This is a genomic window from Acinetobacter sp. X9 (assembly GCF_054889255.1).
The window spans coordinates 1,736,157-1,753,420 of record NZ_CM142679.1; the positions used below are offsets into that span (position 1 = coordinate 1,736,157).

Sequence of the window (17,264 nt, forward strand, 5' to 3'; positions counted from 1 at the left end):
CTTAAATGCTGTGGTTACTTAGTTGATACCAGTACCCATCTATACAACGCGAGAGCGATTAACTCTAATTGAAATTATGGTGTTTTTGCGTTGTCAAAATAGAGATTCATCAGACGTTCTGCATTTTGCTCACATGTAATTTCATCTGGTTTGTTATTAATAGCTTCAATCATGGTATGTAAGTTTTGCTTACTGACTTTTAGCTTTTGTTCTAAAATTTCTATTTCCTGAATTTTGGTTTCAATTGTTTGAATAAGGGCATCATGGTTCCAAGTGGCAACTTTTGAAGGCAAAAAAGCTTTAATTTCAGCTAAAGAAAACCCAACTTGCTGGGCTTGCTGAATTAAAGAAAGTTGCTTCAAATCGTTATCTGTATATTCACGATAGCCATTCGATTTTCTTTTTGCTTTAGGTAAGAGTTTGATTTGCTCGTAATAACGAATTGTAGGAGTGCTTAAACCACTTAATTTTGATAACTCGCTAATATTCATAGATACAGACTCTATTGACATTCAAGTTAACTTTAGACTTATAGTCACTTAAAAGCAAGGTTCATAACTTTACCAAGCACACACTTTCAGTAACAGCTTTCTATGCTTTGATAGATGAAAGAATAGAATTATAAATATGAAAAATGAGGTGACAAAATGTCTAAACGCATATTACACGTCGTGACTAATGTTTCACGCTATAAGGATGTAGATCAACAAACAGGACTGTGGTTAGGTGAACTTACCCATGCCTATGATGAGTTTGAAAAACAAGGTTATGTGCAAGATATTGTGAGTCCAAATGGCGGAAAAACTCCAATTGAACCAAAATCGCTTGTGCCTTTAGTGGCAGATAAATCTGTTAAAGAACGAGAAAAAGATCAGGCTTTTATTACGCTGCTGGCAAATACCTTTAAGCCTTCCGATATTAATTGGCAAGACTATGACGTGATCTATTACACAGGTGGCCATGGGGTGATGTGGGATTTTTTAGATAACCCTGAATTGCAAGAAATCACCAAAAACATTTATGAAAAAGGCGGCATTGTTTCGAGTGTTTGTCATGGCTATTGTGGCTTGCTCAATGTCAGACTTTCAAATGGTGAACGACTTATAACAGGCAAAAAATTAACAGGCTTTGCATGGAGTGAAGAGGTTTTGGCAGGGGTGGCAAAAAAAGTGCCGTACAATGCCGAAGAGTTAGCAAAAGAATATGGTGCTTGTTATGAAAAGGCTTTTATTCCTTTTGCGCCTTATGTCGTTCAAGATGGTAAGTTAATTACGGGTCAAAACCCGTTTTCAGCTAAAAAGACGGCTTTAGCGATAATAGAAGAGCTAGAAAAGTCGTAATTTAATGATTCAAATATAAAACCCTAAAAGTAGAACCAGCGATGGGCTTGCTTTTAGGGTTTTAAATAAATGAATTGGTGTAAAAAATTAACCTTAAGGAACAATTACAAAATCAGGGGTTGCTATTGCAAAAACTGCTTCACGGTCAGCAACTGGTGGATAAATCCAGAGAGTATTAATTTCCTGTTTAATTTTTTTCGCTTCTTCACGCACAAATTGAACTTGTCGATCCCAACCTTCGGTATAAAGTGCACCCCAAGGACCTAAGTCAACACAAGTTACATATTTTGGTTGGCTGTATGGATGAAGGGGTAAATCAACCAATTCTGCCGCAGCGTTATAACCCGCTACACGGCCTAAGCTCATAGCATGCTGACACGACATCACGTTAAAATTACCTAAATCATCGGTTGGAACTTTTACAGTGTCGCCAGTCACAAAAATGTTTTTTGCTTCAGGTGCATGTAAATAAGCATCCCCAATCAAACGGCCCAAATTATCTTTTTCACCTACAATTTGAAAAGTGAGTGAGTTAGCTCGCATGCCCGCAGTCCAGATCACGGTTTCTGCTTCAATTTTTTCGCCATTAGAAAGTGTCACACCAGTTGCATCAAGTGCAGTCACGCGCAGTCCAGCTTTACCTTCAACACCCAGCTCGTTAAGGGCTTCTCGAATAACAGTAGCAGCTTGGTCACCCATTGCTGCACCAATTTCTGTTGAAGAATCAACTAAAATCACACGGACATCAGTTTTACCTAAAATGCTACGCAGACGTTCAGGCATTTCGGTCACGGTTTCTAACCCCGTAAGACCACCACCAGCAACAACTACAGTATTACGTGCTGCATTTGCAGGTTTATGGGCTAAGTTTTTAAGATGTTGATCTAATTTTTCAGCATCTTCTAGGGTGCTTACGCTAAATCCATATTCGGTAAGGCCAGGTATAGGTGGGGTAAAAGTGGTACTTCCCGTTGCCAGAATAAAACGGTCATAGCTTAAGGTTTGTTTGTTGCCTTCGGTGGTTGAAACTTCAATTGTTTGTTGATCGGCGTTAATTTTATCTACCCAACCTGCCAGAAATTTAACTCCCACCACACTTAATAACTCTGAAATATCAGGGTTCATGTTTTCAAGCACAGCTTCATAAAGACGAGGACGAATCCCAACATTTGGGCTAGGGGAAACCATCAGCACCTCAATGTTTTGTTCTTGCGACGCTAAGTGAATTGCTCTTTGTGCAGCAAGTGCAGCCCATAAGCCAGCAAAGCCAGAACCTGCAATAATAATACGCTTACTCATTTGATTATCCTTTTGATAGATTTTCGGACATCACATTCCAACTCATCACAAAATTTTGGGTGAGCGAATCCATTCTCTGATTGTCCGAAAAAATCTGAGAAGGCATTTAAAAAGGATTAAGGGTGTTTTATATTAGGGTGCGAACCCCTACTAACTTATTAGTCGGGGGTATCCCGCGATATTTTACTTTTACGCATTTTTGCTGTTCTTCCTTCGATGCGTTCATTGATCCAGCCATTTACATCACTAAAAAACACGTCAGGTGCATAACGGCCAAAACGGTCTGCAATATCGCCAAGTGTATGAGCACCTAAAGCATCTCGCATGGCTTTTTCGGCTTGTAGCATGACTGCATGTACTGCGCACACACCACTGGTTGCCCAATCGGGTGGGGCATTGTTAAAAACTGCACATTTTCCACGAACTTCTTGGCACTCAAAAAGCGGTTTTTCACCCTCAATTGCATTCACGATATCTAAAAAACTGATTTCGTGAGCAGATCGAGCCAGTAAATATCCACCACGAACACCTTCTTGAGCAATAACTAGACCTGCCTTTTCAAGTTTAGGAAAAATCTTGGCCATAAAACTCGGAGAGACTCCTTGTAATTCGGCAAGATCCTTACTACTTAAAGGTTTATCTTCATTGTTCACAAGAAAAAGAAGACAGTGAATCGCATACTCGACGCTACTAGTGATATAAGCCATTTAATTTCATAATTGATCAACTACAAACACAGACTAATGTAGTCTGAGTTTTAAGTCAATAATAAAACTAAGACAAAGCTAGTCCTAGTTTTAAGTAAACTATTTAAAAGTATTAATTTTAAATATATCTTGTTGAATAATATAAATTTTATTAAATAAAAAGATTTTAATAATTTATAAAAAATATTTTATTGAGTTCTTTTAATCGTATGAATGTCTAATAGATGTTTAATCAAATAGTTCACAACTTATAAATAAGATTGATGAAAGGATAGCCATTTATCATTTATTTTTAGAGTCTTTTAAATTATATTTATGTAGATTGTTGCAATTAAAATATTGAATAGCTTTATCCAAATAAAAATATTTTTTACATAGCATGATGAATGAATAAGAGAGTTGTTTTTGAAAACTGAATTTACTATTAGATGTATTTATGCACTTTGCCTTATTGGTGCAGGGTTCAACCATTTACAAACAGTTTTGATGCATGGTTTGTTTTGGGACTATAACAATGCGCCTTTATTTACTTGTATTTATTGGACATCTTTAACATTTATTGATCCACTTGCAGCAATTCTTCTATTTTATAGACCTCGTATCGGCTTAATTCTAACTTTTCTTATTATATTTAGTGATGTCATTCACAACACTTGGATTACATTAAAGGTAGGGCGAGACTTGCTCAACTATATGTATATTTCCCAATTTTTATTTCTGGTTTTTGTTGTGTGCACAATTAAGTTTCCTTGGAAGGCACATAAGAAAAGTTAAAATTTAAATATTGGAGAGAAAAAGCATTCTTTTACTCTCCAAATAATTTCTTCAAACTTACGAACGCCACCAATAATTTTCGACATTTGGTTCATTAAGATTCAAGAGTTCACCCATTTGAGGCGTACTAATCGCTAACTCATTTTGTTGAGCCAAAGCCACGATACGTTCAAATGGATCATCCCAAGCATGAAGTGCCAAATCAAAAGTCCCATTGTGCACAGGCAACAAATGACGACCTTTTAAATCGATATGTGCTTGTAAAGTTTGCTCTGGCTGCATATGAACATCGGGCCATTCGGGGTCGTAAGCGCCAGTTTCTAACATGGTCAGATCGAAAGGGCCATAACGATGTCCAATCTCTTTAAAACCGTCAAAATAGCCCGTATCTCCACTGAAAAATACACGTAAGTCATTATCAATAATCACCCACGAAGCCCAAAGCGTCGCATTGCTATCACCCATACCACGGCCTGAAAAATGATGAGCAGGGGTGGCAACTAATTTTAGTCCATCTACCTGTGTGGTATCCCACCAGTCGAGTTGCTGAACTTTTTCTGCTGGAATTCCCCATTTAATGAGAGTGTCACCCACACCAAGCGGTGTTAAGAAATGTTCAACTTTATCGTTAAGTTGCATGACTGCATGGTAGTCGAGGTGGTCGTAGTGGTTATGCGACAAAATCACGCCTTTGATGGGTGGTAATTCGGCAATGCTAATTGGGGGCTGATGGAAACGTTTTGGTCCAAGCCATTGAAAAGGTGATGCACGCTCTGAAAAAACAGGGTCGGTTAACCAAAATTCATTTTGAAGTTTTAACAAGATAGTTGAGTGGCCCAAACGAAATAGAGAACGGTCAGGCGCACTTAATAACTGTTCTTTTGACAAACTTAAAACAGGAATTTCTCTGTTTGGAACAGTGTCTTTAGGTTTGTTAAATAGAAACTTCCACATAAGTTGAAGCGTTTTGCCAAAAGAAGGCTTGTGTTGGTTTGGACGCGTATTTCTAAATTTGCCATTGTGTTGTTGAGATGGCATTGAGGGAGCAGGCAAGTCTGTTGTGTTTGAAATAGTCATTTTGTTTTTCCTTATTGGAACAAACCTATATGTACAAATAAGAACTTGAGCTAAGTGCTTATTTCGATTTATTTAAATGAGTATTTACTCACTCATTAATTCATTCAAAAATAAGGATGCCGTGCATCCTTATCTTTTATCTATATTGAAACTGCATGCCAAAAGGCTTCAAAACCTGATTTGCGGTAACGCTCGGCTTGAGAAGGGTCTTGGGCAATAAAATTGAGTGTAACTTCGGCAAGCGCACCTAAAATTGAAGCAATAAATAACGGTGGGTAATCTCTTAATTTTCCGTCATTAATACATTCTTGAATGTTTTGGGTGAGGTCACAAAAGGTTTGCATGCCAATTTGTTTGCTTTGCTCAGTAATTTGTTCCGATGTTGAAAGCTGCGCCATTACTTTACGTTTAAGGGGAGTTTCTAAACTCCAGTCCAAATAGCTTTGCCAAATATGTGACATTTGTGTTTGCAGGTCTGAGTCAGCCGGGTAACCATGCATCATGACCTGACGTAGTTCAGCCTTTAGTGAAAGATATAACTGGTTCAGCAGTTCTTCTTTATTACTAAAATAGGTAAATAAAGTACCTTCTGCCACACCAGCAACTTTAGCAATTTTTGAGGTAGACGCACGCTCGCCAAGCTCTGCCAATGTTTCGATAGCAGCACTTAAAATTGCATTCCTTTTATCTTCACTACGAGGACGAGCCATATACAAAAATATTAATTGAGTGATTACTCAATCATACATGAAAATAATGAGAGAACAAGCCCTATTTTTATGTGCCTTTGGTTGGGTGAAAATGAGCATTACTTAGCAATCCATTCATTATTGTACAAAGTGTTAATCCTTCTTGGTGGTCGCTCCCTTGAACCACAAGGTTACCTTTATTATCCCACACGCTACACTTACCGGCTGCCTTCCAGCCACCTGTTTCACTGATAAAGTTTGAGAGCAAGACAGAGCTATTCGTTTGCTTAGCAATATTGGATAGCAACTCACTGTCTGTAGTAAAACCTCCGTTTGAGATTAATGCACTGACCAGATATACATCTGCGTTGGCAGCTTGTGCATCTAAGTAGTGTTGAGGTTCAGTAAAGTCCGCACAAATAGCGAGAGAGATCTTTATCTGATTGATGACAAAGAAATAGTTGTTATTGCCAGCTGTGCAGTAATCACTCTCGCTTTGATGGAGGTACTGTTTTTGATAAAAATTAACGTCTCCATTTGGATGGCAGATAACAGCACCGATATATGGTTTTTTTTGTCCGCTTTTTAAGGGGCATCCAGCAATAACCGTTAAATCGTTTGAAACCGCAGCATTAGAAAGTTCATGAATTAAGGACGATGTATGACATATTGCTAGATCTGTCAGCATTTCAAGTTCATATCCTGTTAAGGACAATTCTGGAAATATCACGACATCAGCTTTTAAATGTGCTGCATGCTCACATAGTCTTTTATGAGTTTTTATATTTTCTTCAATATTGCCTTTTTCAACCTTGTGCTGTGCTAGAGCGAAGCTAACTTTGCTTTTCATCAAGCCATGTCCTTTTGTATCTCATCTTCAACCATGGCTTTAGGTAACCATACAATGCCTAATCCATCCAAGCTCGCTTTAATTGTAATCTTGCATGGCTATCTACTGGCACATCTAATACCATGATTGTCATTATGACAATTTTTATAGTGCTTAGTGCAGTAATGGTTTTATTCCTCATAAAAACTAATTAAATTACTGTGTAAAATTAAATTGTTAAGCCAATATTTAAGGTTTTCCTTAATTATGTAATTAAATGAAAAACAATAATTTAATTAAATAATTTCTAGCCAATTTCACATTGACAGCTCAAATATTGAAGATTACCATTTGCGGGCTGGCCTACATTGCCAGCCGGTTTTGACGGACCGCTATTTCAACCACATCAGGATTATTTCTTCTGAGGAGTAGTCTTGTGTGCACACCTCGTTCCCTCCCGTAGCGGTAGGACGGGAGTGGGACACTTTCGAGTGTGCTGGAGTTGAAACCAGTCCGTCAACCCGCTTCCGTTCTGCCACCATAATTTATAATGCTTTGGCGGAACTCCCAAAAGAAGGAGTTGGCTATGCACATTCATAAATTATTGGCAGTCACTGTCAAAATCTATCTCGACACAACTTAAAATTTTAAAGCAGTTTGATGAGCTATAGGCTTTTCAGGCTTTAAATCATTACGTCTAAAACTTAGCAACAATAAAACTTGAGATGTGCCAAGCACTGTCTTTACGGCTTTGCTGTGCCTTTTTTTCTCCCAGAAAAGGCACAGGCTTTTTTATCTCTTTTAGCAACAACAAGAATTTATAACGGTAAAACGATGCCAACTTTAGAAAGATCTTCCAAAAAATTACAGGTTATTCATACAGCAATAGAGTTGTTCAATCTCTATGGATTTCACAATACGGGCGTGGACTTAATCGTCAAAAAATCCAAAATTCCTAAAGCCACTTTTTATAACTACTTTCACTCAAAACAGCGACTTATTGAAATATGCGTATCCTTTCAAAAAAGCAAACTCAAAGAAGAAGTGCTGGCAATTATCTACTCAAGTCGCTACCGAACCTCAAGCGACAAACTCAAAGAGATTATTGTTTTACATGTCAATTTTAATAGCTTGTACTATCTATTACTTAAAGCCATTTTTGAAACTAAACAGATTTACCCGCAGGCCTACCGCATAGCGTTTGAATATAGAAAATGGCTGCTTAAAGAACTTTTTGATTTGGTTTTTAGTTTAGAAGCTCATGCATTAAAACCAAGTGCCGACATGGTTTTAAACTTAATTGATGGCTTGATGTTCCAGATTTTAAGCTCAAAGAGTTTGGATGAAAGGGATGTGGTGGTGGAGAGGTTTTTGGGTACTTAAAGTCAACTAATTATAAAGAAGATAAAAGGTTATATACTTATATAACCTTATGAAAATAGTAACAATAAGAATTTTCTATATCTTAATATACATTAACTTCATTGTTATTATTTATATTTTTAATTCCCAGTCTAGGGATCATTGAATTATCTTGGAAATCATATATTATCATTTCTGGATGATTTAAATCAAAGGCTTGGCCAAACCAAATACAGGCTGCATTTGAAGCGCAAGGTAATATATGTATTTTAGTGACCCCCCTTTCCTTTAAATCATGTAATAAATTATGAATATCTCTCATAAAAGTGAGACCTCTTTCAGGGTTTCTTATTGCTCCATTTCCCATATATTTTGCTTTAGCAGTAATATTAATTATTGGAAATCCTAAGCTTTCAGCAATTTTATTAGAAAGTTCTGGATTAGCAGTTAAATTTAAACGAATAGTTACTTGATTACAATTTTTTATTTTTTTAGTACTATTAATAGTATAAGAAGTGTCGTTACATTCATGATTAGGCCACATCCAACAATTTCCATCCCTATACATTAACATTGGTATAAATTTTCCTTTGTTACCTAATTTGCTGCCTAAAGCGATTAAACATGGCATTGGACCAAAACCAAATATTGCTATTCTTTTATCATGTAATTTAGCTTGTCTAAGCAATTGTGAAGTTTGTGACTCAAAATCTTCTAGAAAATATTTTTGATAGAATTCATCAGATGTTGCTCTTAAATGTGCTTGTGATACTTCATGAATAAGATCTTTATCTTTGAACATAATAGCCTTTAATGGACGAAGACAATTTGCAACATCTAATCTTGAAGGAGATTGGGGTATACTTCTATTAACAGGCCAAAAAAATAAATAAACTGGCATTGGAGTGAAACTAAGAGAATCTAGCAAATCTTCACATTCTGCAATGTAGTTAAGCCTCATTTGGGAAAGATTTGCTGCTGTATATTCTGCACCTGCAACTTTATCAATTAATCTATGATGTTTTTCACATAATAATAAAATATTTTTTGGATCATCTGAAAGTTGATATGAGAAGAAGGGAATTCCTCGAGTAGATTTTTCAGAAGAAGCAACATTATGAGCTAACACACCATAGGTACCACTTATACCCGTTATTTCATCAATATTTAACTTGATACCACATCCATTGAACATGCATCTACCATGACTTGTATTAATAACTTGATTTTTACTTTTAGTATCTAAATCATCACCTCGTCCCGTCAGTAATTTAAAATCAAAAATACGGTTTAAAAATTCTTCTAAAATATTTACTGGATCTTTACCCTTTATTAGTTCATTAATTTCATCCTTTAGATCAATATGTTGAGTTTGAGTTTTAACCCAAATTTCACATAATTTAGAAAAATCTAAAAGTATGTTTAAATCAATGATTTCACCTTGAAGAGCGCGACTGCAAAATAAGATTTCTTTAGATAGCAATTCACGGATAAAAGTTAAGGTATCTTTTAAATTTAAATTAATTCTGAAAAAAGCTAAAGGGTCATCATTTATTAATATAACAAAGATTATATTTTTACACTTTTCATCAACAATTACGCCTAATTTATCTATTTTAAATTGTTTGTAAACTTCTTCAAAATATTTGGTTGCATTTTCTAAACTGTCTATTGCAGGAAGAGAAGTTTGCAAACTAAGGGATTGTTCTAAATGCATATTAATTCCTGATTTTAATATAACCTAAATGAATGTTGGTGTTATTTCTAAAACTAATCCATACTCCTAATCTTATTCTTCCAACAATTAAATATAAAAACGGGTCATGAAAATTTTGCATAGAAGTAAAGACATTCTGTATATCTTTTAAGTCTGTTTGAGAAGGAGAAGGGGTATCTTCTGGGTGTGTATGCCACAATCCTTGAAAATTTAAAAATTGTTCCGATTGTTTCCAAATATTTTGTAAAATATTATTGTGTTTTTTTGACCTATAAAAACTAGTAATAGTTTGTTTATCTTCATTAACAGGATATGTAAAAGATTCAATAATCTTAGCTTTTGTATTTTTGTCAGTTCTTCCAACTAAAATTCCTCCTGATTCAGGATCAAAAGATTTATATTGTATAAAGGTATTTAATTCAACTATCACTTTAGACTGAATAATAAATATATCACCTAAAGGGGATTCACATTTTATTCTATTACCACTTATGTATTGCAACATGAGCATACTTCTTCATATATTTCATCTAAACTTATTATATTAACTCCATTTTTACTATTTACTTTTTCATAAAAATTAGTAATTAATATGTTGTTTTTAACTGCACTATAATTTTCACCAGATAAAGAAATAAAGCCTGTTTTATTATGTAGTGCGTATTCAGCAATGTAGCTAGCAAGCTTTGAGCAATTTAAAGATGAAAACGGAGTAAAAGCGCCTGAGCAACCTGTTATATTTTTAGATAGTATTTGTCCAGACTTAATATATTTATATTTTGGATTAAGACTTTTGTTTGAATTGGAATCATAGTATAAACAATTCAAGCATCCACGTTCTTTGTTATTGAAAGATATAAAATGACCTCCTAAATCATATGGTTCAATCCATCCAACTATAATATTAATATTTTTATTTATTTCAAAAATGGATTTTACCAAAAATATTTCTGTTGGAGTGTGTCCAATAGTAATAATTATTGTATCTACATTATTAATGCAGTTGGATTGTATCCAATTTTCTGCATTAGTTATATATGGTTTTACTGTTAAGCCTGGCCTTTCTAATTCTATTTTTTTTGCTAAAGCCTCAGATTTAGCTATATTTACTTGTTGCAGACCAAGTGAGTGTCTGAAAATATTATCTGTTGTTAGCTTTTCTGGGTCTACTAATGAAAAATTATTAATGCCAGTTTGGGCTAAAATTTCAATTACCTTCGAACCTAAAGCTCCACAACCAAATATAGCAATGTGTTTGTCTATTTGCTCTTGTCCAGTCCTTTTCAATAAGTAGTCTATCCAAGCTCTTTGCGTTAAAGAAATTTTAAATTTTTGAAAAGATATTATATTTTTGTATGAATACCAAATAGAGTAAGAAAAAACTAAATATGTAAAGCCATTTTCATTTGGAACTCCAATTAAAACATTTTGATTACCTCTGCTCAACAATGTTTCTATTTTGTCAGATGGTAGAGTATGAATAATTTTTAGAAAGTCTTCTTCTGAGAAAACATTATCCATATGAGGAATAGGAAAGATAGAGGAGTCTTTTAATAGTATTTTATGTATCTTTACTTTCGTTAAATGTGTTTTATTAATATTGTTATTTTGGCCATCATCAATATGAGCTATTGTTTGGATTCCATTCTTATTTTTTTTCAACCATCCGTATAGAAGAGGCGTGGAACAGGGGTCACTATGTAATTGTACATCATAATTCACATTATCAATATTTTCTAAGTATCCTTCTAATTCATTATAAATACTTGTACGATTATTTGAATTAAGATTGTTAAATGATTGATTTAGTATTTTTAGAGTTTTTTCTAAAAAAAATGAAATTAATTTTTCATGTTTATTTCCATCAAAATTTTCACCTTGATGGTCTGTAGTACAGATCAAACCGCTATGACCAACGTGGTCTAAAGCAGGTAAAGGCCTATTCAAAATTGTAAAACTCGGTGGGATTGTCCAATTAGCTTTATTTTGAAAATTTAAACTCAGGCTAACTAATTTTTTATCAAAATAAATATCAAATTTTAATTTAATTTGAACTTTACTATTTTCCAGAATTTGGATATTTTTGGCCCCGTAATCAAATAATATATGATTAATTTTTTTTAACTTCTTCTCATTGAAAAACATTCACTTTTCCTATGCCGATTTACCATCTTGAACATAAATTGCTTCAGGCGTTGATTCTGAAACTTGATTTATTTCAGGAATAGGGAATTGGCTACCAAATGTTTTATTCAATACTTTACACGCCTCCACTGTATCGCTTTCTTCGTTTACTTGCTCTAATGAATTTTTTAACTCTTCTAAACGAGTTTTTAAAATATCCATCTGATTTTTTGTTAAATTTTCGAGTAAATCAACACCTTCATGAGCTGGTAAGTTTATTACAAGACGAAAATATGTTTGTGAGGTTTCTTCATCAATACTGTAATGGATAAAGTTATCTAAGAAACTGTTAACTAAAGATAATATTGTATTGTTATCATTTTCATAATCACTTGAATCAAGGTATTCATATATTGCTGAAGTAATAGCAATACTTTTAAAAAAAGCTAAGTTATTTTTTTCATTTCTCCATTGTTTAAGATAACGGGTACATCGTCTAAATTGACTTCGTGCATCCCCTTTAAATTTATCTAGAATTGTTTCAGTAAGCTCCGTGGGATTTGAAATATCCCATACTTTAAACTCTGCTGAAGAATGTTCTTTCCCTCTTGCTAAATACATATTTTGATTAGCATCTTCTGCATAAATTGGTAAATCTACGTGATAATCAGGTTTTCCATTTTTAATGTAAGTTACTGTAACACATGGCTTTCTTATGTTTAATGTACGATTACTATGTTCTAGAGCTTCTGCAACAATTTTTTTTATCTCAACTGGACAAGAGTTATCCTTATCACAATCTAGTAAAACTCCCACATCAATATCATAATCTCCTTCTTTGGGTTTAATTCCTGTACCTAAAGCATAACTGCCTTGATTAAATGATTCCAAGAATTGTGGACCTGAAGGATTTTTTTTTAATTCATTTTTTAAGGTGTCAATTAAAAGATCACGTTTTTCACGTAATGTATTTTCTTCATCATAGCGGCCTAAACGAATATTAGTATGAAACTCCATATATTGTTTTTGTGGATTAGCCATTGTTACTTTCCTGTTTTGTTTTTGTATTTATATGATAGCATTATGGTAAATTCAAGTTTAATTTTATTATTTATAACTAAATGTAAAAAATACTTTATAAATCTATTGAATACTGATTATAATTTTTATTAAAGAAAGCTCACAAAGATATGGCCTTTTTTATTACATATTGCTTAAAATATATACAGAAACCTCGCTAAAACGAGTTGGAACGCTACAAACGCGAATGATACTTTAAGTTTCACTCTTCCCAATAAGTGAGGTGAGCAATGAAATTGTTAGCTTTGATTAGTATGGGAGTTGCAGCGAGTTATTGGTATAAAACTATAAAAGATAGCAAGCCAACTCTTCTGAAACCTAATTTTGATGAAATAGTAAAAAACTTTGTATTAGCAGAATTTAAAGCCTAATGCATTTAATAATCTTAATTAACTAAAAAGCTCATCGGAAGGTGGGCTTTTTATTGTAGTGGTTTTTATTTATTTTATTGTTGACTGTTAAAATTTAAAAATATATTTTGTCTTTTTTGTTTTTTAATTCAATGAACTAAGAAATTATGAATAAATATCTTATGCTAACTCTTCTTGCAACATCTACTCTTTCTTTGACAGGTTGCGCACAAATGTTTCCAGCTCAAGCTACCAAACTTGAAAATGGAAACTATATGATTCAAACCACTTCTAATATTTTAGGTTCTAATGAAGCAATGGAAAACAAAGTAAATAAAAAAGCTGAAACCATTTGTGCTGGTAAAGGCTTTAGTGAAATAAATAATAACCATCAAACTCATAGCCAACAGATTTATACAGCTCAAGTAATTACAACAGGTACCTATAAGACTTTCAATAAGACGATTAAATGTAATTAACCACTTTTATAGATTGCAATCGAACCCACTTCGGTGGGTTTTTTTAAAGGTGATTTTTAATTTACCGAACTTCTTACGGTTCAAGAGGCTTACTTTTATTTAGTCTTGGTCTTTTTATCTTTGAACATTCGTATCATCGTTAAGAAATTTAAAGATATTGAAATTTATCATAGTGTTAATATAAGTAGGTTTAATATTAATTAAGTGTAATATGAATAAATTGTATAAGAATGAATCTCCAGAAATGATTCTAGCTTTTGAGAATGCTATAAGTACATTTAAATATTTTTGGCGTGAACTTTATTGGGAATATCGACGAATTGTTCCTGCTTTAGAACTGGCTTATGTGAAGTGTGCATTTATCCAAGAAAACCTTGAAGATAAAAATCAACCTTTAATTGAGTATATGTGGATTGATCAAATTGATTTTGATGGGAGTACAATTTCAGGAATTTTGTTAAATGAACCTTATATCATTGATAATCTGCAAGCTGGTGAAACTGTAAAGCTTCAATTTGAGTCTATAGTTGATTGGATGTTTTTATCTAATGGCACTGTTCATGGTGGGTTTACGATTCAACAATATCGTAAGACTTTAAATGCATCAGATCGTAAAGAATATGACGAGGCATGGGGGATTGATTTTGGTAATCCTGATGAAATTTTTCTAGTTTATGAGCAGAAAAATTGTCCCGAAAACCTAGATGAACACCCCATGTGTAAAAATATTTTGGATCAGTTCATAAATATTATAAAGACAGACCCTGCAATCATTACTGAAAAAGATGAAAGTGGTAATCAATTATTACATCGTGAAGTTATAGCGGGTAATTATTTATTTGTTCAAGAGCTTTTAAGGTTGAATACGAATAAGTTGGAGGTAAATAATCAATCAATGACTCCTTTAGATTTGGCTCATAAGATGGGTTGGACCAATATTGTAAGTTTACTTAAGTAGCTTTGAATCTAGCCCTCTAATGGAGGGCTTTTTTGTTGTGATGGATCCTAAAGTCACTTTACTGAAGAAGTCATTTAATTAGATGATCGATTTTTTAGTCATGAAAAAAATAATACAGCTCAAAGAACGGCGTGATATGGTATGTAAACACCTCCAAAAATATGGATTAGATATGTCAGACAATACAACGAAATGGCTTTGTGTAGGTGGTGTACTAAGTGGAGAATGGAAAGAGCAGCAACTAGAAGCTTTTGATGTTGATCCTAATGATTTAAATACTCATAGTTATGAACCAATGAAACTTATTAACCCTGTTACCAAAGCAGAACAGCACTTTTATGTATATACGGAGTTACAGGAACAGGCATATGAAAGGGCAATAAATTTTGCCTTATACAAAAATCAATAAGGATGAGAGAGCACTTAGGTGCTCTTTTTAATGAGTGGGTAAGTACTGGTTAAGTAGAAATACAATTAAAAAAGCCCCTCATATCTGAGAGACTAGTCATATCAATTTTCTGGAATGAATGGCTGAAATTTCTTAAAATAACTAAACAAATCAAATTGATAAAAGTAGTTAATAATATAATAAATCAGTGCACTAATTTATTCTTAATAGTAGCAGGACCTCAAAATAACTTCCAAGGCACTGTTAATAAGAAATTATTTGTTATTTGGATCAGGTTGATCATTATTCTCAGGCAAATCTTTTACGGTGCCAGGAACTTCTGATGGTTGAGTTTCGGTAGGTGGTTGTGTTGCAGAATGCTTATTCATTTGGGCTTTAACAACATTAGCATTGTTCGTTGTATTTTGAGAAAAACTTTTAAAACCTGACATTTTTATCTTCTTATCTTCACTAGGGAAAGTTCATACTACGCTTTAAATCACTTTACATTACGGTTGTTTTAAGACTGATATGTGTTGATATGTCATAGAAATGGACTTTATTTCGACTGTATATTTCGTAAATAAAATCAATTATATGTAACCTGTTGAGTCTTATCCTTTAAAACTAGAAATTATCCTATCTCAATTTCAAGTAGGGGTACATAAAGCACACATATATAAATTTTCTCAATGTACAGATGATTAAATTTTAAAAATTAATTTAAATTAGTTGCCTACAAAATATTGATAGTATAAAAATTTTGTTAAGCATAATATGTCTAATTAAATTGGAGCATATAAATGCTAAAAGACATTACAATTATTGATTACCAAGGAAAAGAAACAAGGGCACAGGCAAACTATACAGAGGAAAATACTAATAAAATCAAACATTCATCTAGAGTTCAGAGAACTAAAGTTGAATATATTTTATTAAGAGGTGAATTTATTTACCCTACTTTAAATATGGTTTTCAACAGTTCTGATGGCAACAGCTATTATATAGAATATAAATGACCTACTTCGGTGGGTTTTTTATGAGTGATCTATATATAAAAGGACCAGTTAATGGGTCTCTTTTTACTCTATTTAAAAAATTAATTCTGCCAATACGGTGTGTCTCCATAGATTTCTGAAAAATAATCTATCACTGCTCTAATATTAAGTGGTGGATGACGGACGTTGGGATAAATAGCTGCGATATGTTGGGGTTGTGATTTAATCGCGACTTCATATTCAGGTAAAAGCTTTATTAAGTCACCTTGTTTTAAAGCTTCACCAATCAACCAGTCAGGAAATAGAACAATCCCCATACCATGAAGCGCAGCTGTCATTAAACTCTCGGCATTATTCGATGAAAGTAAAGGAGTAAGAGGATAATGTACCCATTCTTCAGCAGGCTTTCTCACTAACCAACGGTTAGGACCTTCAAAACCTTTATAGACTAGGCATTTGTGTTGATTAAGTTCTGTTGGCTGATCAAGCGTACCGTATTTGGCAATATATTGAGGCGAGGCGGCCAAATGATACTTTTGTGTAGCAAAAATACGTGCATGAAATGATGAATCAGTTAGCGTTCCAATGCGAAATATTAAATCGGTGCTTTCGCGTAACGGATCTATAAATTCATCGGTTTGAATCAATTCTATTAAAAGTTTTGGATAACGTTCTGATAAACCCGCCAACCACGGCGCAATATGCCGTTGACCAAAAAATACAGGAGCATTGATGCGGACGAGTCCGGATGGTTCTATGGTTTTATCTTGTAAAGCTTTTTGAGCTTCATCAAATTGTTCGGTAATTCTTTTCGCATATTCAAAAAATAATTTGCCCGATTCTGTCGGTGTGATTGCCCGTGTATTTCGGTAGAAAAGTTGCTGCCCCAACGCATCTTCAAGTTGTTGAATGGTTCGAGAAATCATAGATGCAGATACGTCTTCTTTACGCGCTACATTTGAGAAGTTTTGAGCATTATAAACACTAATAAAGAACCGAAGCGTGCGGATATCAATCGAATTTGTTAAATCCATTTGTGCAATTTCTGCAAAAGTGATTCATGAATTATGCTGTTTTTCTGGTGAATTGGCTA

At 33.7% G+C, this 17,264-nt stretch carries 20 protein-coding genes; 8 read left to right on the plus strand and 12 right to left on the minus strand.

The features are described from left to right. Positions 1–74: 74 nt before the first annotated feature. Positions 75–491, minus strand: coding sequence for a MerR family transcriptional regulator (locus ACYU0V_RS08255; protein ID WP_461849736.1), 417 nt, complete (start codon positions 489–491; stop codon positions 75–77). 156 nt (positions 492–647) lie between these two features. On the opposite strand from ACYU0V_RS08255, the gene ACYU0V_RS08260 reads away from it, so the two are divergent. Then, complete coding sequence (locus tag ACYU0V_RS08260; protein WP_461849738.1) at positions 648–1,340, plus strand: type 1 glutamine amidotransferase domain-containing protein; 693 nt, start codon at positions 648–650, stop codon at positions 1,338–1,340. Between the two features lie 93 nt (positions 1,341–1,433). Here ACYU0V_RS08260 and ACYU0V_RS08265 read toward each other — a convergent pair whose 3' ends face one another. Next, positions 1,434–2,639: an NAD(P)/FAD-dependent oxidoreductase gene (locus ACYU0V_RS08265; RefSeq protein ID WP_461849740.1), complete on the minus strand. Its 1,206-nt coding sequence runs from the start codon at positions 2,637–2,639 to the stop codon at positions 1,434–1,436. A gap of 158 nt (positions 2,640–2,797) precedes the next feature. Continuing rightward, positions 2,798–3,346 carry an RrF2 family transcriptional regulator gene (locus ACYU0V_RS08270; RefSeq protein ID WP_005074213.1) on the minus strand — a complete coding sequence of 183 codons (549 nt, stop codon included), beginning with the start codon at positions 3,344–3,346 and terminating at the stop codon, positions 2,798–2,800. A 405-nt stretch (positions 3,347–3,751) separates the two neighbouring features. Here ACYU0V_RS08270 and ACYU0V_RS08275 point away from each other — a divergent pair, with 405 nt between their 5' ends. Beyond that, positions 3,752–4,120 carry a hypothetical protein gene (locus tag ACYU0V_RS08275; protein ID WP_017399687.1) on the plus strand — a complete coding sequence of 123 codons (369 nt, stop codon included), beginning with the start codon at positions 3,752–3,754 and terminating at the stop codon, positions 4,118–4,120. Positions 4,121–4,177: 57 nt separating this feature from the next. Here ACYU0V_RS08275 and ACYU0V_RS08280 read toward each other — a convergent pair whose 3' ends face one another. The 3 genes from ACYU0V_RS08280 to ACYU0V_RS08290 all read right to left on the minus strand — a co-directional run bounded on the left by ACYU0V_RS08280 (position 4,178) and on the right by ACYU0V_RS08290 (position 6,736). Further along, positions 4,178–5,197 (minus strand): MBL fold metallo-hydrolase, encoded by a 1,020-nt coding sequence (locus tag ACYU0V_RS08280; protein ID WP_461849742.1) that lies wholly within the window; start codon positions 5,195–5,197, stop codon positions 4,178–4,180. Positions 5,198–5,337: 140 nt separating this feature from the next. Next, positions 5,338–5,907, minus strand: coding sequence for a TetR/AcrR family transcriptional regulator (locus tag ACYU0V_RS08285; protein WP_017481053.1), 570 nt, complete (start codon positions 5,905–5,907; stop codon positions 5,338–5,340). 67 nt (positions 5,908–5,974) lie between these two features. After that, positions 5,975–6,736: a carbon-nitrogen hydrolase family protein gene (locus ACYU0V_RS08290; protein ID WP_461849744.1), complete on the minus strand. Its 762-nt coding sequence runs from the start codon at positions 6,734–6,736 to the stop codon at positions 5,975–5,977. Between the two features lie 813 nt (positions 6,737–7,549). On the opposite strand from ACYU0V_RS08290, the gene ACYU0V_RS08295 reads away from it, so the two are divergent. Further along, positions 7,550–8,098, plus strand: a complete 549-nt coding sequence (locus ACYU0V_RS08295; protein WP_461849921.1) for a TetR/AcrR family transcriptional regulator — start codon at positions 7,550–7,552, stop codon at positions 8,096–8,098. 82 nt (positions 8,099–8,180) lie between these two features. Here ACYU0V_RS08295 and ACYU0V_RS08300 read toward each other — a convergent pair whose 3' ends face one another. From ACYU0V_RS08300 to ACYU0V_RS08315, 4 genes are read right to left on the minus strand one after another with little or no spacing between them, the layout of a single operon-like run. Next, positions 8,181–9,794: an SAVED domain-containing protein gene (locus ACYU0V_RS08300; RefSeq protein WP_461849746.1), complete on the minus strand. Its 1,614-nt coding sequence runs from the start codon at positions 9,792–9,794 to the stop codon at positions 8,181–8,183. Between the two features lies 1 nt (position 9,795). Then, positions 9,796–10,299, minus strand: coding sequence for a Mov34/MPN/PAD-1 family protein (locus ACYU0V_RS08305; RefSeq protein ID WP_461849748.1), 504 nt, complete (start codon positions 10,297–10,299; stop codon positions 9,796–9,798). Further along, the gene (locus ACYU0V_RS08310) at positions 10,284–11,939 is read right to left on the minus strand and encodes a ThiF family adenylyltransferase (protein ID WP_461849749.1); all 1,656 of its coding nucleotides are present in this window, start codon (positions 11,937–11,939) and stop codon (positions 10,284–10,286) included. Before ACYU0V_RS08310 ends, ACYU0V_RS08305 begins: the two co-directional genes overlap by 16 nt. Before the next feature lie 9 nt (positions 11,940–11,948). Continuing rightward, a complete protein-coding gene (locus ACYU0V_RS08315) occupies positions 11,949–12,959 on the minus strand; it encodes a cyclic GMP-AMP synthase DncV-like nucleotidyltransferase (RefSeq protein WP_461849751.1) in 1,011 nt (336 codons plus the stop codon). Positions 12,960–13,228: 269 nt separating this feature from the next. Here ACYU0V_RS08315 and ACYU0V_RS08320 point away from each other — a divergent pair, with 269 nt between their 5' ends. The 4 genes from ACYU0V_RS08320 (at position 13,229) to ACYU0V_RS08335 (ending at position 15,194) form a co-directional block, all read left to right on the plus strand. Then, on the plus strand, positions 13,229–13,369 hold the full coding sequence (locus ACYU0V_RS08320) for a hypothetical protein (protein WP_000770264.1): 141 nt from the start codon (positions 13,229–13,231) through the stop codon (positions 13,367–13,369). Positions 13,370–13,515: 146 nt separating this feature from the next. Then, complete coding sequence (locus tag ACYU0V_RS08325; RefSeq protein WP_069030319.1) at positions 13,516–13,827, plus strand: hypothetical protein; 312 nt, start codon at positions 13,516–13,518, stop codon at positions 13,825–13,827. A 244-nt stretch (positions 13,828–14,071) separates the two neighbouring features. Then, positions 14,072–14,785, plus strand: a complete 714-nt coding sequence (locus tag ACYU0V_RS08330; RefSeq protein WP_461849923.1) for a DUF2314 domain-containing protein — start codon at positions 14,072–14,074, stop codon at positions 14,783–14,785. Between the two features lie 172 nt (positions 14,786–14,957). Next, entirely contained in the window at positions 14,958–15,194 is a 237-nt protein-coding gene (locus ACYU0V_RS08335) for a hypothetical protein (RefSeq protein WP_033848005.1), read from the plus strand. Positions 15,195–15,448: 254 nt separating this feature from the next. On the opposite strand, the gene ACYU0V_RS08340 is transcribed toward ACYU0V_RS08335, so the two are convergent. Then, on the minus strand, positions 15,449–15,625 hold the full coding sequence (locus tag ACYU0V_RS08340; protein WP_017481068.1) for a hypothetical protein: 177 nt from the start codon (positions 15,623–15,625) through the stop codon (positions 15,449–15,451). A gap of 351 nt (positions 15,626–15,976) precedes the next feature. On the opposite strand from ACYU0V_RS08340, the gene ACYU0V_RS08345 reads away from it, so the two are divergent. Further along, complete coding sequence (locus ACYU0V_RS08345; protein ID WP_068526816.1) at positions 15,977–16,192, plus strand: hypothetical protein; 216 nt, start codon at positions 15,977–15,979, stop codon at positions 16,190–16,192. A gap of 80 nt (positions 16,193–16,272) precedes the next feature. On the opposite strand, the gene ACYU0V_RS08350 is transcribed toward ACYU0V_RS08345, so the two are convergent. Next, positions 16,273–17,205: a LysR family transcriptional regulator gene (locus ACYU0V_RS08350; RefSeq protein WP_372548847.1), complete on the minus strand. Its 933-nt coding sequence runs from the start codon at positions 17,203–17,205 to the stop codon at positions 16,273–16,275. Between the last annotated feature and the right edge of the window lie 59 nt (positions 17,206–17,264).

What these genes read in the sequence shown, in the direction of transcription:
- ACYU0V_RS08330 (WP_461849923.1), top strand. Translation starts at nt 14,072, where the DNA reads ATGATTCTAGCTTTTGAGAATGCTATAAGTACATTTAAATATTTTTGG.
- ACYU0V_RS08335 (WP_033848005.1), top strand. Translation starts at nt 14,958, where the DNA reads ATGTCAGACAATACAACGAAATGGCTTTGTGTAGGTGGTGTACTAAGT.
- ACYU0V_RS08345 (WP_068526816.1), top strand. Translation starts at nt 15,977, where the DNA reads ATGCTAAAAGACATTACAATTATTGATTACCAAGGAAAAGAAACAAGG.
- ACYU0V_RS08285 (WP_017481053.1), bottom strand. Translation starts at nt 5,907, where the DNA reads ATGGCTCGTCCTCGTAGTGAAGATAAAAGGAATGCAATTTTAAGTGCT.
- ACYU0V_RS08260 (WP_461849738.1), top strand. Translation starts at nt 648, where the DNA reads ATGTCTAAACGCATATTACACGTCGTGACTAATGTTTCACGCTATAAG.
- ACYU0V_RS08315 (WP_461849751.1), bottom strand. Translation starts at nt 12,959, where the DNA reads ATGGCTAATCCACAAAAACAATATATGGAGTTTCATACTAATATTCGT.
- ACYU0V_RS08265 (WP_461849740.1), bottom strand. Translation starts at nt 2,639, where the DNA reads ATGAGTAAGCGTATTATTATTGCAGGTTCTGGCTTTGCTGGCTTATGG.
- ACYU0V_RS08300 (WP_461849746.1), bottom strand. Translation starts at nt 9,794, where the DNA reads ATGCATTTAGAACAATCCCTTAGTTTGCAAACTTCTCTTCCTGCAATA.
- ACYU0V_RS08255 (WP_461849736.1), bottom strand. Translation starts at nt 491, where the DNA reads ATGAATATTAGCGAGTTATCAAAATTAAGTGGTTTAAGCACTCCTACA.
- ACYU0V_RS08295 (WP_461849921.1), top strand. Translation starts at nt 7,550, where the DNA reads ATGCCAACTTTAGAAAGATCTTCCAAAAAATTACAGGTTATTCATACA.
- ACYU0V_RS08350 (WP_372548847.1), bottom strand. Translation starts at nt 17,205, where the DNA reads ATGGATTTAACAAATTCGATTGATATCCGCACGCTTCGGTTCTTTATT.
- ACYU0V_RS08310 (WP_461849749.1), bottom strand. Translation starts at nt 11,939, where the DNA reads ATGTTTTTCAATGAGAAGAAGTTAAAAAAAATTAATCATATATTATTT.
- ACYU0V_RS08320 (WP_000770264.1), top strand. Translation starts at nt 13,229, where the DNA reads ATGAAATTGTTAGCTTTGATTAGTATGGGAGTTGCAGCGAGTTATTGG.
- ACYU0V_RS08305 (WP_461849748.1), bottom strand. Translation starts at nt 10,299, where the DNA reads ATGTTGCAATACATAAGTGGTAATAGAATAAAATGTGAATCCCCTTTA.
- ACYU0V_RS08290 (WP_461849744.1), bottom strand. Translation starts at nt 6,736, where the DNA reads ATGAAAAGCAAAGTTAGCTTCGCTCTAGCACAGCACAAGGTTGAAAAA.
- ACYU0V_RS08270 (WP_005074213.1), bottom strand. Translation starts at nt 3,346, where the DNA reads ATGGCTTATATCACTAGTAGCGTCGAGTATGCGATTCACTGTCTTCTT.
- ACYU0V_RS08280 (WP_461849742.1), bottom strand. Translation starts at nt 5,197, where the DNA reads ATGACTATTTCAAACACAACAGACTTGCCTGCTCCCTCAATGCCATCT.
- ACYU0V_RS08325 (WP_069030319.1), top strand. Translation starts at nt 13,516, where the DNA reads ATGAATAAATATCTTATGCTAACTCTTCTTGCAACATCTACTCTTTCT.
- ACYU0V_RS08340 (WP_017481068.1), bottom strand. Translation starts at nt 15,625, where the DNA reads ATGTCAGGTTTTAAAAGTTTTTCTCAAAATACAACGAACAATGCTAAT.